The 14,198-nt window shown below is 68.9% G+C and carries 14 protein-coding genes and 1 tRNA gene; 9 read left to right on the top strand and 6 right to left on the bottom strand.

The annotated features are described in order from the left end of the window. Nucleotides 1–16: 16 nt before the first annotated feature. Nucleotides 17–97, bottom strand: a tRNA-Leu gene (locus ACFE7H_RS05500). 50 nt (nt 98–147) lie between these two features. On the opposite strand from ACFE7H_RS05500, the gene ACFE7H_RS05495 reads away from it, so the two are divergent. Continuing rightward, on the top strand, nt 148–750 hold the full coding sequence (locus ACFE7H_RS05495) for an ANTAR domain-containing response regulator (RefSeq protein WP_375400217.1): 603 nt from the start codon (nt 148–150) through the stop codon (nt 748–750). A 158-nt stretch (nt 751–908) separates the two neighbouring features. Here the strand turns inward: ACFE7H_RS05495 and ACFE7H_RS05490 are convergent, their stop codons facing one another. Continuing rightward, nucleotides 909–1,331: a PaaI family thioesterase gene (locus ACFE7H_RS05490; RefSeq protein ID WP_375400216.1), complete on the bottom strand. Its 423-nt coding sequence runs from the start codon at nt 1,329–1,331 to the stop codon at nt 909–911. A 77-nt stretch (nt 1,332–1,408) separates the two neighbouring features. Between ACFE7H_RS05490 and polA the strand changes: the two genes are divergently transcribed. From polA to ACFE7H_RS05455, 7 genes are all read left to right on the top strand, one after another. Further along, nucleotides 1,409–4,087, top strand: a complete 2,679-nt coding sequence (gene polA / locus ACFE7H_RS05485) for a DNA polymerase I (RefSeq protein ID WP_375400215.1) — start codon at nt 1,409–1,411, stop codon at nt 4,085–4,087. 43 nt (nt 4,088–4,130) lie between these two features. Further along, entirely contained in the window at nt 4,131–4,586 is a 456-nt protein-coding gene (locus ACFE7H_RS05480; RefSeq protein ID WP_375400214.1) for a PTS sugar transporter subunit IIA, read from the top strand. Continuing rightward, nucleotides 4,583–4,942 (top strand): HPr family phosphocarrier protein, encoded by a 360-nt coding sequence (locus ACFE7H_RS05475; RefSeq protein ID WP_375400213.1) that lies wholly within the window; start codon nt 4,583–4,585, stop codon nt 4,940–4,942. The genes ACFE7H_RS05480 and ACFE7H_RS05475 overlap by 4 nt, the downstream gene beginning before the upstream one ends. Nucleotides 4,943–4,983: 41 nt before the next feature. Beyond that, the gene (locus tag ACFE7H_RS05470; protein WP_375400212.1) at nt 4,984–6,648 is read left to right on the top strand and encodes a DUF885 domain-containing protein; all 1,665 of its coding nucleotides are present in this window, start codon (nt 4,984–4,986) and stop codon (nt 6,646–6,648) included. Nucleotides 6,649–6,918: 270 nt separating this feature from the next. Then, nucleotides 6,919–8,364 (top strand): 30S ribosomal protein S1, encoded by a 1,446-nt coding sequence (gene rpsA / locus ACFE7H_RS05465; RefSeq protein WP_375400211.1) that lies wholly within the window; start codon nt 6,919–6,921, stop codon nt 8,362–8,364. Nucleotides 8,365–8,383: 19 nt separating this feature from the next. After that, on the top strand, nt 8,384–8,992 hold the full coding sequence (gene coaE / locus ACFE7H_RS05460) for a dephospho-CoA kinase (RefSeq protein ID WP_375400210.1): 609 nt from the start codon (nt 8,384–8,386) through the stop codon (nt 8,990–8,992). A 153-nt stretch (nt 8,993–9,145) separates the two neighbouring features. Then, the gene (locus ACFE7H_RS05455; RefSeq protein WP_375400209.1) at nt 9,146–10,114 is read left to right on the top strand and encodes a ferritin-like domain-containing protein; all 969 of its coding nucleotides are present in this window, start codon (nt 9,146–9,148) and stop codon (nt 10,112–10,114) included. Here ACFE7H_RS05455 and ACFE7H_RS05450 read toward each other — a convergent pair. Further along, nucleotides 10,068–10,634, bottom strand: coding sequence for a hypothetical protein (locus tag ACFE7H_RS05450; RefSeq protein ID WP_375400208.1), 567 nt, complete (start codon nt 10,632–10,634; stop codon nt 10,068–10,070). The genes ACFE7H_RS05455 and ACFE7H_RS05450 overlap by 47 nt on opposite strands. 597 nt (nt 10,635–11,231) lie before the next feature. Between ACFE7H_RS05450 and ACFE7H_RS05445 the strand changes: the two genes are divergently transcribed. Further along, complete coding sequence (locus ACFE7H_RS05445; RefSeq protein ID WP_375400207.1) at nt 11,232–11,960, top strand: hypothetical protein; 729 nt, start codon at nt 11,232–11,234, stop codon at nt 11,958–11,960. Between the two features lie 224 nt (nt 11,961–12,184). Here ACFE7H_RS05445 and ACFE7H_RS05440 read toward each other — a convergent pair whose 3' ends face one another. The 3 genes from ACFE7H_RS05440 to ACFE7H_RS05430 form a co-directional block, all read right to left on the bottom strand. Then, nucleotides 12,185–12,592, bottom strand: a complete 408-nt coding sequence (locus ACFE7H_RS05440; RefSeq protein ID WP_375400206.1) for a CU044_2847 family protein — start codon at nt 12,590–12,592, stop codon at nt 12,185–12,187. Nucleotides 12,593–13,139: 547 nt separating this feature from the next. Next, nucleotides 13,140–13,721 (bottom strand): RES family NAD+ phosphorylase, encoded by a 582-nt coding sequence (locus ACFE7H_RS05435; protein ID WP_375400205.1) that lies wholly within the window; start codon nt 13,719–13,721, stop codon nt 13,140–13,142. Between the two features lie 3 nt (nt 13,722–13,724). Beyond that, nucleotides 13,725–14,123, bottom strand: a complete 399-nt coding sequence (locus tag ACFE7H_RS05430) for an antitoxin Xre/MbcA/ParS toxin-binding domain-containing protein (protein ID WP_375400204.1) — start codon at nt 14,121–14,123, stop codon at nt 13,725–13,727. Between the last annotated feature and the right edge of the window lie 75 nt (nt 14,124–14,198).

Genomic DNA, 14,198 nt, shown 5'->3' with positions numbered 1-14,198 from the left:
GAACGTCACGTGTTCGTACCGGTGGTGGGACTCGAACCCACACGCCTTGCGGCAAAGCATTTTGAGTGCTCCGCGTCTGCCATTCCGCCACACCGGCCGGGCACCGGCGCCGCGTGGGCTCCGGTCTCCATACCCTAGGCTCACAACGTGGACGAGAACGGGTCGACGGCGCCCCGCAGGGTCGTCGTGGCGGAGGACGAGTCCCTGATCCGCCTGGACATCGTCGAGATCCTGCGCGACAACGGGTTCGACGTGGTCGGCGAGGCCGGGGACGGCGAGACCGCGGTGGCACTCGCAACGGACCTGCGTCCCGACCTCGTCATCATGGACGTGCGCATGCCGAAGCTCGACGGCATCGAGGCCGCTGCACGGCTGACGAAGAAGCAGATCGCGCCGGTCGTGCTGCTGACCGCGTTCAGCCAGAAGGAGCTCGTCGAACGGGCCACCGAGGCCGGCGCGATGGCGTACGTCGTCAAGCCGTTCACCCCGAACGACCTGCTGCCGGCGATCGAGATCGCGCTCGCGCGCTACGCGCAGGTCATCGCCCTCGAGGGCGAGGTGGCCGACCTCGTGGAGCGCTTCGAGACCCGCAAGCTGGTCGACCGCGCCAAGGGCCTGCTCAACGAGAAGATGGGCCTGTCGGAGCCGGAGGCGTTCCGCTGGATCCAGAAGGCGTCCATGGACCGCCGCCTGACCATGCACGACGTCGCCCAGGCGATCATCGAGCAGCTCGCCACCCCGAAGAAGTAGCCGCCGCCCCTCCGCCGCACTCCCTCCATGCGCCGAGGAATTCAGGTGATCCCGAGCAACGCAGGCAGGTCCGCGCGCGTCGCGCCTTCATTCCTCGAAATGTCCTGAATTCCTCGGCGGAGGCGGAGGGAGCAGGACGAGAAGACGCGCGGGGCGCGTCAGGCGTCGCGGAGCAGGTTCGTCATGCGGACCGTCGAGAGGCGGCGGCCCTCGTCGTCGCGCATCACGATCTCGTGCGTGCACAGGGTGCGACCGAGCGAGAGCGCATCGCAGGTGCCGGTGACGAAGCCGGTCCGCGCCGACCGGGAGTGGGTCGCGTTGATCTCGATCCCCACCACGTAGCGTCCCGGGCCGGCGTGCACCGCCGACGAGAGCGAGCCGAGCGACTCGCCCAGCACCACGTGCGCGCCGCCGTGCAGCAGGCCGATCACCTGGGTGTTCCCCTGCACCGGCATGCGGGCGACGGAGTGCTCGGCGCCCAGCTCCAGCACCTCGATCCCCATCTTCTCGGCGAGCGCGCCACCGCCGCTCGACACGAGACGCTCCACCAGTTCCGGATCGAGGTTCTCGGGATACCGCACGGGACGATCCTCCCATCCGACTCCACCGGCTTCGGCGCCCAGGCGGGAGCGTCGGCGGCCGTCGGTACGCTGAGGGGGTGGCGGATCCGGGCGCATCGACCTCCGCCAAGCCCACCCTGCTGGTGGTCGACGGCCACTCGCTGGCGTTCCGCGCCTTCTACGCGCTGCCGGTCGACAGCTTCACGACGGCCGACGGGCAGCACACCAACGCCATCCACGGCTTCCTCTCCATGCTGCTGCTCCTGCTGCAGCAGGAGAAGCCCAGCCACCTGGCGGTCGCCTTCGACATCTCGCGGTTCTCGTTCCGCAACCGCGACTACCCCGAGTACAAGGGCACCCGCAACGAGACGCCTCCGGAGTTCAAGGGCCAGATACCGCTGCTGCAGCAGGCGCTGAAGGCGATGAACATCCCGACGGTGTCCAAGGAGGACTTCGAGGCCGACGACATCCTGGCCACCCTCAGTGTGCAGGGCCGCGAGCAGGGCTACCGGGTGCTCGTGGTCTCCGGCGACCGCGACACCATCCAGCTCGTCAACGACGACGTCACGCTGCTCTACCCGTCCGTCCGCGGGGTCAGCGAGCTGACCCGCTACGACCCCGCGAAAGTGCGCGATCGCTACGACATCGAGCCGTACCAGTACCCCGAGATCGCCGCGCTCGTCGGCGAGACCAGCGACAACCTGCCGGGCATCGACAAGGTGGGCGAGAAGACCGCGGTGAAGTGGCTGCACCAGTTCGGCTCGCTGGAGGCGATCCTGGAGCACGCCGACCAGATCAAGGGCGTCGTCGGCGGCAACCTGCGCGAGCAGCGCGGCAGGGCCGAGCGCAACCGCCGCCTCAATCGCCTGCTCACCGACGTCGAGCTGCCGGTCGGCCCCGGCGACCTGACCCGAGGACCGATCGACGAGGAGGCGGTGCGCGCCGTCTTCACCCGCCTGCAGTTCCGCACGCTGCTGGACCGCGTGCTCAAGCTCGAGGGCGGCGGGGTCTCCGGCGCCGCGCCGACCGCCGCCGACGAGGGCCCGCAGGCACCCGCACCCCAGCAGTTGCTGGACGAGGAACTGGAGCGGTGGCTGCAGCGCGTGCAGAAGGCCAACCCCGAGGGGCTCGCCGTCGCCACCGAGGTGCAGGGCGGCCGCGTCGTCGGCATCGGCGTCGCGTCGCCGACCGAGTCGGTCGACCTGCCCTGGCAGCCCGGCCGTGCCGACTACGCGCCGATCGAGGCATGGCTCGCCTCCGACGCCCCCAAGGTGCTGCACGACGCCAAGACCCAGTTGAAGGCGCTCGCATCGTCCGGCCTGGCGCTGCACGGGGTCGTCTTCGACACTCTGCTGGCCGCGTGGCTGCTGCGGCCCGGCGGCACCGAGAAGACCCTGGCCCAGGTCGTCGACTTCTACCTGCAGGAGCGCCTGCCCGAGGGCGACCCCAACCAGCTGGTGCAGGACGTCGGCGGAGCGGGCCCCGCACCCACCCACGCCTGGTACGCGCTGCGGGCCGCCCACGTGCTTCGCGAGGCCCTGGATCCCCGCACCCTCGGCGTGCTCATCAACATCGAGCTGCCCACCCTGATCACCTTGGCCGCGATGGAGACCGCGGGCGTCGCCGTCGATGCGATCGCGCTCGACGCGCTGAACACCGAGCTCTCCACCCGCATCCTGGAACTGGCGGAAGAGGCGTACGCCATCGTCGGCCACGACTTCAACCTGGGTTCGCCCAAGCAGTTGCAGGAGGTGCTCTTCGGCGAGCTGGGCATGCCGAAGACCCGGTCCACCAAGACGGGGTACTCCACCGACGCCGACTCGCTGTCGGATCTGCAGGCGAAGAATCCGCACCCGTTCCTCGACGTGCTGCTGCAGCACCGCGACGCATCCAAGCTGCGGCAGATGATCGAGACCCTGCAACGCGGCATCGCCCCCGACGGTCGCATCCACACCACCTACGTGCAGACCGGCACCACGACCGGCCGCATCTCGTCCAACGATCCGAACCTGCAGAACATCCCCATCCGGGCGGAGGAGGGGCGGCGCATCCGCGGTGCCTTCGTGGCCGGGGCGCAGTACCCGACGCTGCTGACGGCCGACTACTCCCAGATCGAGATGCGCATCATGGCGCACCTGTCCGAGGACGCCGGGCTGATCGAGGCGTTCGTCTCGGGTGAGGACCTGCACCGGTTCGTCGGCTCCCGCGTATTCGGCGTCGACCCGTCCGAGGTGACGCCGTTCATGCGCACCAAGGTCAAGGCGATGTCCTACGGGCTCGCCTACGGCCTCAGCGCGTTCGGCCTGTCCAAGCAGTTGCGCATCGAGACCGCCGAGGCGCGCGACCTGATGGCCGGCTACTTCGAGCGGTTCGGCGGCGTGCGCGACTACCTGCGCAACGTCGTCGAGCAGGCGCGGGAGGACGGGTACACCGAGACCATCTTCGGCCGGCGCCGCCCCTTCCCCGACCTGACCAGCCCCAACCGGGTGCTGCGCGACAACGCGGAGCGTGCGGCGTTGAACGCGCCGATCCAGGGCACCGCCGCGGACATCCTGAAGATCGCGATGAACCGCATCGACGCCGACCTGCGCGCCCAGGGGCTGCGTAGCCGCATGCTGCTGCAGGTGCACGACGAGCTCGTGTTCGAGGTCGCCGACGGCGAGCAGGATGCGCTCAGCGCCATCGTCACCGACCGGATGGGGTCGGCCGCGCACCTGCGTGTGCCGCTCGACGTGCAGGTCGGCGTCGGCCACGACTGGGATGCGGCTGCGCACTGATGTCGACGCGCACCGATCACGAGAACCGCATGGACGAGCACTGATGGCCGATTCCGTCCTCGCCGCCCTCCTTCCCGACTCGTCGATCCGGCTGGATGCGACCGCGGTGGACCGGTTCGATGCGGTCCGCCAATGCGGGGAGGCGCTGGTTGCGGCCGGCGCGGTCGAGGGCTGGTACGTCGACGCGATGGTCGAGCGTGAGCAGGCCGTCTCCACCTACGTCGGTGAGGGCGTCGCGATCCCGCACGGCACCCTCGCCGGCAAGGACGCGGTGCTGCGCGATGCACTGGTGGTGCTGCGGTTCCCCGACGGGGTCCGCTGGCAGGACGAGGACGTGCGGGTGTGCGTCGGTATCGCCGCCACGCACGGTGGCCACGTCGCGCTGCTGTCGCAGCTCGCGGAACTGCTGCTCGACCCAGCCAAGGCGCAGCGGCTGCGCGCGGCCGAGTCACCGGCCGACGTGACCGCCCTGCTCGGCGGCACCGGGACCGACCGATGAGCGACGCGATGCGTGACCCGGCGACCGACCCGACCGGTGCACATCAGGGTCCGGATCAGGTTCCGGATGGGGGCCCGGATCAGGGTGCCGAGCGTCGCGTCGTGACCGTCGGCTCCAGCGTGGGGCTGCACGCCCGGCCGGCGTCCCTGTTCAGTCAGGCCGCCGAGGACACCGGGATGCCGGTGGCGTTGACGACCGCGGCCGGGCGCACGGTGAACGCGGCCAGCATCCTCGGCCTGCTGCTGCTCAACATCTCGCACGGCGACACGGTCATCCTGTCCGCGTCCGGCGACGGGGCCGCAGCGGCGCTCGACGGGCTGGCCGCGCTCCTCGCCAGCGACCTCGACCAGCAGTAGGCAGAGCTCAGCAGTAGGCAGCGGTCTTTAGGCTGCTTCGGGTGACAGCCGAGCGCAGACCGACCGAACTGGATGCCGTCGCCGAGCGATGGGTCGACACCTCCGTCGCCCTGGCACCGGAGCTGGCGGTGTGGCTCGGCCGCAGCGGCTTCGAGGGCCGGTACGGCGACCTCTCGCCCGACGGCGACGCCGCCCGGGCCGCGGCAGCCCGGCAGGCGCTGCAGGCCGTCCGCGCCGCCGCGCCAACCGACGCCGTCGATCAGGTGACGAAACTCGACCTGACCCGGGAGTTGGAGTTGCACGTCGAACGCCATGAGGCGGGGGAGTCGCTGGGCAACGTGGCGGTGATCGAGTCGCCCGTGCAGAACGTGCGGGACATCTTCGACCTGGAGCCGACCGACACCGAGCAGCAGTGGGCGGTCGTGGCCGCCCGGATGGCTGCGGTACCGGCGGCCATGGCGGGCTACCTGCAGACGCTGCGCCTCGGCATCGAGCGCGGCCGGGTCCCCGCGATCCGCCAGGTGTCGCTCGCCGCGGACGAGGCCGACGAGGCCGCCGCCGACGGCGGCTACTTCGACGCGCTCGCCGGGCGCGGGGCGGATGCACCCGTGGTGCCGCAGTCCCTCGCCCACGAGTTGCAGCGCGCCTCCGGTCAGGCCCGGGCGGCCTACTCGGCGACCGCGGCGTTCCTCCGCGAGCAGCTCGCCCCCGTCGCCCGCACCCATGACGCGGTCGGACGCGAGCGGTACACGCTCGCGTCCCGCGGGTTCCTCGGAGCCACGGTCGACCTGGACGAGACGTACGAGTGGGGACTGGAGGAGCTGGCGCGCGTCACGGAGGAGCAGCGCGTCGTCGCGGCCACCATCGTTCCAGGCGGCGGCGTCGACGAGGCCATCGCCGCCCTGGACGCCGACCCGGCGCGCACGCTCGGCAGCACCGACGAGCTGCGCGACTGGATGCAGTCCCTCAGCGACGCCGCAGTGACGGCGCTCGCCGGCACCCACTTCGACATCCCCGACCAGGTCCGCCGCCTGGAGTGCCGGATCGCGCCCACCACCTCCGGCGTCATCTACTACACGCCGCCGAGCGACGACTTCGCCCGTCCCGGCCGCATGTGGTGGTCGGTCCCCGCGGGCGTCAGCCGTTTCGGCACCTGGCGCGAGACGACCACCGTGTACCACGAGGGCGTCCCCGGCCACCACCTGCAGAACGGCGTCGCCATCGCCAACCGCGCGCAGCTGAACAGCTGGCGGCGCAGCACCTTCGTCTCGGGCCACGGCGAGGGCTGGGCGCTGTACGCCGAACGGCTGATGGCCGACCTCGGCTTCCTCGACGATCCGGGCGACCGCCTGGGCATGCTGGACGGCCAGCGGATGCGCGCCGCCCGGGTGGTCATCGACATCGGCGTGCACCTGCGTAAGCCGCACCCCGACGGCGGCACGTGGAACGCCGAGCGGGCGCTCGCCACGATGCGGGAGCACGTGCACATGGACGACGCGTTCCTGCGGTTCGAGGTGAACCGTTACCTCGGCTGGCCCGGCCAGGCGCCGTCCTACAAGGTCGGGCAGCGCATCTGGGAGCAACTGCGCGACGAGGTGCGCGCGAGGGAGGGCGCCGCCTGGGATGCGCGGGCCTTCCACGGCCACGCGCTCGCCATCGGCGGCGTCGGACTGGAGACCCTCCGCACCGCCCTGCTCGCCGGCTGACCGCCACGATCGCCACGTCGGCCGAACCACCGCACAGCGGGTGACGGCCGCTTCCCAGGTGACGACCGCGCATCCAGCGCGGTAGGCTTGTCAGTCGTCGGCACGCCGCCGGCACGCGGGGCTCGCGCTGCAGTGTCGAGTTCCCGCCCGGGTCGCCTCGGGCGGCCCGCTGTCGCCCATCCGGGCGGACACCTTCATCCACCGCTGTTCCGTGGAGGCGCACTTCAGCGCTCACGGAACGGCCTGAGCAGAAACCGTCTCATCTCCTCCATGACATTGACACCGACCGCCTCGGCCCCCAAGCAGATCGCGATCAACGACATCGGATCCGCAGAAGACTTCCTGGCCGCGGTCGAGAAGACCCTCAAGTTCTTCAACGACGGCGACCTCATCGAGGGTCAGGTCGTCAAGATCGACCGCGACGAGGTGCTCCTCGACGTCGGTTACAAGACCGAGGGCGTCATCCCCTCGCGCGAGCTGTCCATCAAGCACGACGTCGACCCCAACGAGGTCGTCGCCGTCGGCGACACGGTCGAAGCCCTGGTCCTGCAGAAGGAGGACAAGGAGGGGCGGCTGATCCTCTCCAAGAAGCGCGCGCAGTACGAGCGCGCGTGGGGCGACGTGGAGCGCATCAAGGAGGAGGACGGCGTCGTCACCGGCACCGTCATCGAAGTCGTCAAGGGCGGCCTGATCGTCGACATCGGTCTGCGCGGCTTCCTGCCCGCCTCGCTGATCGAACTGCGTCGCGTCCGCGACCTGACCCCGTACCTGGGGCAGAGCATCGAGGCCAAGATCCTCGAGCTCGACAAGAACCGCAACAACGTCGTGCTGTCCCGCCGCGCGCTGCTCGAGCAGACGCAGTCCGAGAGCCGCACCACGTTCCTCAACAACCTGCACAAGGGTCAGGTCCGCAAGGGCCAGGTCTCCTCCATCGTCAACTTCGGCGCCTTCGTCGACCTGGGCGGCGTGGACGGGCTGGTGCACGTCTCCGAACTCAGCTGGAAGCACATCGAGCACGCCAGCGAGGTCGTCGAGGTCGGCCAGGAGGTCACCGTCGAGGTGCTCGAGGTCGACCTGGACCGCGAGCGCGTCTCCTTGTCCCTGAAGGCGACGCAGGAAGACCCGTGGCAGATCTTCGCCCGCACCCACGCCATCGGGCAGGTCGCGCCGGGCAAGGTCACCAAGCTGGTGCCGTTCGGTGCGTTCGTGCGCGTCGCCGACGGCATCGAGGGTCTCGTGCACATCTCGGAGCTCTCCAGCCGCCACGTCGAGTTGGCCGAGCAGGTCGTCTCGGTGGGCGAGGAGGTCTTCGTCAAGATCATCGACATCGACCTGGAGCGCCGCCGTATCTCGCTGTCGCTCAAGCAGGCCAACGAGGGAGTCGACCCCGAGGGCACTGAGTTCGACCCCGCGCTGTACGGCATGATCACCGAGTACGACGACCAGGGGAACTACAAGTACCCCGACGGGTTCGACCCCGAGACCAACGAGTGGCGCGAGGGCTTCGAGGAGCAGCGCGACAAGTGGGAGCAGGAGTACGCGGCGGCCCAGGCGCGCTGGGAGGCGCACAAGGCGCAGATCCTCAAGCAGCAGACCGACGACGCGGTCGCGGCCGGCACCGGCACCTTCGCGGCCGACGCGGAGTCGGCCTCGGCGGGCACCCTCGCCGACGACGAGTCGCTGGCCGCCCTGCGCGAGCGGCTCACCAGCCGCTGAGCGGACCGGTTGCGCGGGCATGCCGCTGATCGCCGTGACCGGGGGGATCGCCTCCGGCAAGTCGACCGTCGCGGCACGGCTCGCGCAGGCCGGGGCCGTCGTCGTCGACGCGGATCTGTTGGCTCGCGAGGCGGTGGCGGCCGGGTCGCCGGGGCTCGCGGCGGTCCGCGAGACGTTCGGGCCGCAGGTGTTCGCCGCCGACGGCACGCTCGACAGGGCGGCGCTCGGCCGCGTCGTGTTCGCCGATCCGGCTGCTCGTGAGCGTTTGAACGGCATCGTCCACCCCGCTGTCATCCAGGCGTCGCAGCAGCGCTTCGCGCAGGCGCTGTCCGCGGATCCGGCCGCGATGGTGGTCTACGACGTGCCTCTGATCGACGCCCGTGGCGTGGGGGAGTTCGATCGTGTGGTGGTCGCCGACGCGCCCGCGGCGCTCCGCATCGAACGACTCGTCGCGCTGCGGGGGATGACCCGCGACGATGCGCAGGCCCGCGTGCGGGCGCAACTCGACGACGACGAGCGGCGTGCCTTCGCCACCGACCTGATCGACACGGGCGGCTCCATCGAGCACACGCTCGCGCAGACCGACGCGCTGGCGGCCCGGCTCGCCGTCCGACCGGCGACGGACTGACCCGAGCGGGTGAGGTTCAACCCCTACTCGAATGTCGCGGCGTGTCGCAACGACGGCAGCGGCGGCGCAGAACATAGCTTCTGATCACCGCGGCGAATCGATCGCGTGGACGACGGTGTCGGCCCGAAGGCTCTCCCCACGTCCGACCGCTTGATGGCAGGAGAACCTGTTTTGTACGAGAAGAAATTCATCGCCGATGCGGTTCGCCGCAGCGCGACGACCGAGGTCGACCGGCGCAAGCTGTTCGCCATGGTCGGCCTGGCGGGCGCCGGTGCGGCCGCGGCAACAATGGTCGGTGGTTCAGCGGCCGATGCCGCGACCGTCGACGACGGCGCCATCCTGAACTTCGCACTCAACCTCGAGTACCTCGAAGCGGAGTTCTATCTGCACGCCGTGAACGGCAAGGGTCTGGCGAAGGCCGACCTGGCCGGCGTCGGCAAGTTCGGCGGCGTCATCGGCGGCCACCGGGTGCCCTGGAAGAAGGGCAGCACCATCTACCGGTTCGCCCACGAGATCGCGCACGACGAGCACCAGCACGTCAACTTCCTGCGCACCAACCTCGCGTCCGCGGCGGTCACCCGTCCGACGATCAACTTCACGGACGCCTTCACCGGGGCCGCTCGCGCCGCCGGTGTGGTCGGCCCGACGGGCACGTTCGACCCGTTCGCGAACGAGACGAACTTCCTGCTCGGCGCCTTCCTGTTCGAGGACGTCGGGGTGACCGCGTACAAGGGCGCCGCTCCGCTGATCTCGAACAAGGGCTACCTGGAGGCCGCCGCCGGCATCCTCGCGGTCGAGGCCTACCACGCGGGGCAGATCCGCAGTTCGCTGTTCCGCGCGGCCGAGGACAACGACGGCTTGTTCGACGTCGTGAAGAAGCTGTCGGACGCCCGCGACCTGCTGGACGACAACACGGCGAACGACCAGAGCATCCGCATCGGCAAAGCGACCAACATCCAGCCGACCGACAAGGACAGCATCGCGTTCAGCCGCACCCCGGGTGCCGTGCTGAACATCGTCTACCTGAACACCACGAAGCCGTCCGTCAGCAAGGGCGGGTTCTTCCCGAACGGTGTCAACGTGAACGGCGACGGGTTCGTCGCGAGCGACGCGAAGGCCTGATCGGTCTCTCGCTCACTGCACAACACGGCCTGTGGGGTCGGCGGTTCGCCGCCGGCCCCGCAGCGTCCGCAGCGCGGCCGGCGTAGGTCCGCAGCTGACCGGTCGCGGTCGCGTCGGCATCCCAGAGTTCCAGGCGAAAGGCTTTGCCGTGCTCGTCCTGACGGCCGAGGTACAGCACCGAGCAGGTGAAGGTCAGCCCCACGACCTGGCAAGGCTGCCGGGCCGGGTGGGAACCCTGCTCCTCGTTCGCTTTGGTGGCGAACCAGAGGGTGTGACCGGGTTCCAACGCTCGGTCGAGGGTGCCGCGCACGAGCGACTTCGTCGGCCAGTCACTGATGACCGAGCCCTCCTCCGGGTCGACCACCACTGCTGCAGGCAGCGCGATCGCTGGGCTGGAAGACGAGGCTGGGCTGGAAGACGAGCGAGACGGTCCGGTCGCGGAGGCGTCCCGTGTCGCGCCGATCCAGGCGGCGGCGATGACGCCGCCGGCTGTGATCAGCGCGGCGATGATGGCGATCACACCACTGTCGCGGCGGGGGCGTCGCGTTCGGGTCCGATCAGGCGGATGGGGAGTGGCGATGGTTGACATCGTGACCTTCTTCTCTTCGGTGAGACGGAGGACTTCGCGTAGTTCAGGGGTGGATGGCCCGCGCGATGCTGGGAGGTCGAGGATGACCGACAGACGCACCTGGCGCAAGCTCTACCCGGACAGATACACCTCGCGCAGGCAAGAGCCCGACCGCTTCTCCGGCAGATGGCACCGCCCATGCCATAGCGACTGCACGAGTAGCGCTGCCGGCTAAGAAGCACGGCAGAATTGGGGCCTACGCCGGACAGAGGAGTCCCGATGCTGTGTGTGCGATGCGGGGAGAACACCACCGTCGTGCGAACCCGAGAAGTTGATGGGGGTCACGCCGTCTCGCGGACGCGCTTGTGCACGGTGCACCCGAACCACCGCTTCACTACTCTGGAGACGCCGCCGCGCGAGAGCGTCGAGCGGGTCGCGGTCAGGTTCAGCGACGATCGGCTGGCTGAAGCCCTTTTCGATCGAGCGCGACTGGGCCGTGACCTCGAGCGGTACACCCTCGGCCGCCTTCCTACTGCGACCCTCCGCGAAGTGGAGAGCGCAACGATCGCGGAGCTCGAGCGACGGCTACCCGAAATCGCGCAGCCGCTGACGGCGGAGGAGACCGCAGCGCATCGCGGAGCCCTGACCTGGATCCGAGACCGCTTCATCGCGGAGCAGGCCGAGGAACAGCTACGGCTGCGCGATCCGATCGCCTGTGTGCTCTTCGCCCTTGCTACCAGAGGGCGCCTCGATCACGACCGACCCGGTTGGGACAGCGCCGACGCGGTACTCGATTGGCTGCAGGAACGTTTCCGGATTTCCCGCGTTCACCCGATACGGCGTGAGGCGGAGGAGGCCGTCTGGCATCCTCTCGGCGTCGATGCACCGCGCCCGGACTGGGTGGTCCAGCAGGTCGATAGGCATGCCGGCCGAGGCACCAAGGCGCCGTTCGTGCACGACCGGCTGGTGCGCAGCGTCGAGCGGGCTTTTTCCGGTCGGGCCCGGCGAGAGGAGCAGAGTCTCCTTACGACCGAGTGGGTGCTGTGGGGTTTGAACGGGCAGAAGACCGTCACCGGCGGCCAGCTCGCCGCCGGGGTCCTGGACTGCCTCCGCCGCGTCGACGACATCGCCTATCTGCGATGGGTCGTCTGGGCGAAGTCCATCGACGACGTCGAGGCGTTCGCCGAGGAGGCGGAAGGGCTCCTCACCCAGCCCGCCTCCCGACTTCGACTTGATCCCCGCGTCCGCTCCCCCAAGCCACCCGAAAGCCGCCCTTGATCGGTCGCATGCCACTAACCTCGAGGTGACCTGGTCGGTCCGAACGGACGCATGACAAGTTCAGGTTTCTTCCGCCCCGCCGAAGCAGTTCAGCTACTTATCCTCCCTCGGCTTCACTTAGGGATTCTGAGGCCCCGGCGCGATTGCACCGTCCAGACCTCGTGATTGTCGTTACGGCGGCAGAAGCGACTAACCTGAGGCGACGCGACAAAAACTGCCCAGAACTAGTCTTTGGCGGGTAATGGCGCCGCAGGACTCTTCCAAGTAACGGTCAACTGGACGGCGCCCTCGGCGGAAGACTTTGCCACAAACCATCCAACGGTCCCGGAAAGCTTGAAAGATAGTTGCACTGCGACCTCGTCTGGCGTGAGGACCTGGCGAGCTTTCGTGGTCAGGTGCGCGATTGACTGGAGGGCGTCCTCGAATTTCCCGAAGGCTGGGTCGGGATTCCCGCCGCCGGACACTGGTTCAGAAGTTGCTCCGCCACGCGGCCCAACAAAGTATGACGTGAAGTCAGTTCCTGATGAATCAACCGGAAATACTGCGGTCGGCAGTGCCGCATCGTCAGTGCTATCTAGCTCGACGAGTAGGACGCTGCCGTCCTCTGTCAGGTACCTACCAATTGCAGTCATCGTTGACTCCTTACTTTCGAGTGCGCGCGAGATGGCACAGCGTCATTGCTGCCTCCGCCCAACTATAGCTCAGGAGCGTTCGTTGTAGAAGGCCCACGGCAATTCAACAATACGATGGCCCGTGGATCGGCATCGAAAAAACTGAGGTGCGCTCATTAGAAATTTGGACAGCAGATGATGGCTCTATTGTGACCGTGACAACCGCGGTTCGGGATGACATATCGATGATGAACGCTAATAGTGGTGGCCGTGTCGTGGGGGCGCTTCTAGGGATCCCCCTCTGACAGGGCGGAAGAGTGCACCCAAAGGTCGAGGCGACGACCGATGGCTAGGTCTTGCCCCTTAACTATCTCACAACCAATGAGATGCGGCACACAGCACGGCGGAATGTGGATGGCAGTCGCTACGCCGCACGCATGTGTCTCTCGACTGTGTCTCGGACCGCTTGGCCTTGCTCTTCGCGCGGGCGTGGGTTGTCAGACAGCTCGTCCTTCGATTTTCCCCCGGCTCGGCGTTTTGTAGCGGCGCCTGTACCTCGACAAGCCGCTCAGGCGCCGCGGGACTGCTCCTCGGGGTCCTGAACGAGATGCAGGCGACGGGGGTCCTTCGGTAGCCGCTGCCAGATCCGTTGGCTAGTCGGCTTGGGCAGCTCGACGACGGAGAGGCGGTCGCGGAATAGGGCCAGGGTGGTCCCGGTCCCTTCCGCGGCGGGGGCGAGGACCCCGTGCCAGCGCAGCTGGTGCGCGGCCGCGGCGACGAGCTGGCAGGCGTCGTAGTCGTCGACGTCACTGGTCAGGTCCGCGCTGGTGAGCCCAACGGCATCGCGGTTCGCGAACACGGTGAGATCCAGGATCCGCTCAACCTCGACCGGGACGGTATAGAGCACCCGGGGCCGGATGTTCTCGGCCGGCACGCCCTGGTCGTCCACAAGGTGTCGGTAGGCCTCGATCACGACGCTGTCGGTGGGTTGCCCGAGGTAGATGACGGGGAAGTGGCGGGCCCAGCGGCCACCGCCTCCGCCAGCGAACGCGTCGCGGTTGGGTGCCGCGTGCCGGAAGTAGACGTCACGGACTTGGACGGGTGCGATGGATGCCACTCGTTCGGTGAGCGTCCGCTCCGGGTCGGCCATGGGCTATCTCCTTGGCCCGCCGGCCAGGTCGTCGACGAGTCGGAGCACGTTTTCGAAGTCGCCCTGGCGGAGGGCGTCGACGGGCCGGCGATGCTCGAGGCGTCGGTTGGGGCGGTGCATCCAGATCTCGATGCCCTCGGTGTCGTAGACGTCTCCGAGTTGTTCGATGACGTACTGGGTCTCCAGTAGCCGGCTGCGTTGGATGCCTTCGGGCCGGGCGTTGCCGCTGGCCCAGTTCTGGACGGCTCGGAGCTTGACGCCGGTGACCTCGGCGAGTTCTTGAGCGGTGAGCACGCGGCGGGCTTCCTCGACCACACGCGTGTAGAGCAGCGCAGCACCCCGTTCCGGGCGTGCGTCGTTGCGCCCCTCGGGGTCGACTGCTCGGGCGGCAGTGGTGGGCATCTGTTCCTCCTGGCGATCGACGACTGCTGTGCCTGAGCAAATCGCGGTCGACCGCAGTCCACCATACGCGCGCTG

The sequence above is a fragment of the uncultured Amnibacterium sp. genome (assembly GCF_964250715.1).
GTDB lineage: Bacteria > Actinomycetota > Actinomycetes > Actinomycetales > Microbacteriaceae > Amnibacterium.
The sequence above is the reverse complement of the archived record's forward strand: the minus strand, read 5'-3'. Positions and strand labels throughout refer to the sequence as shown.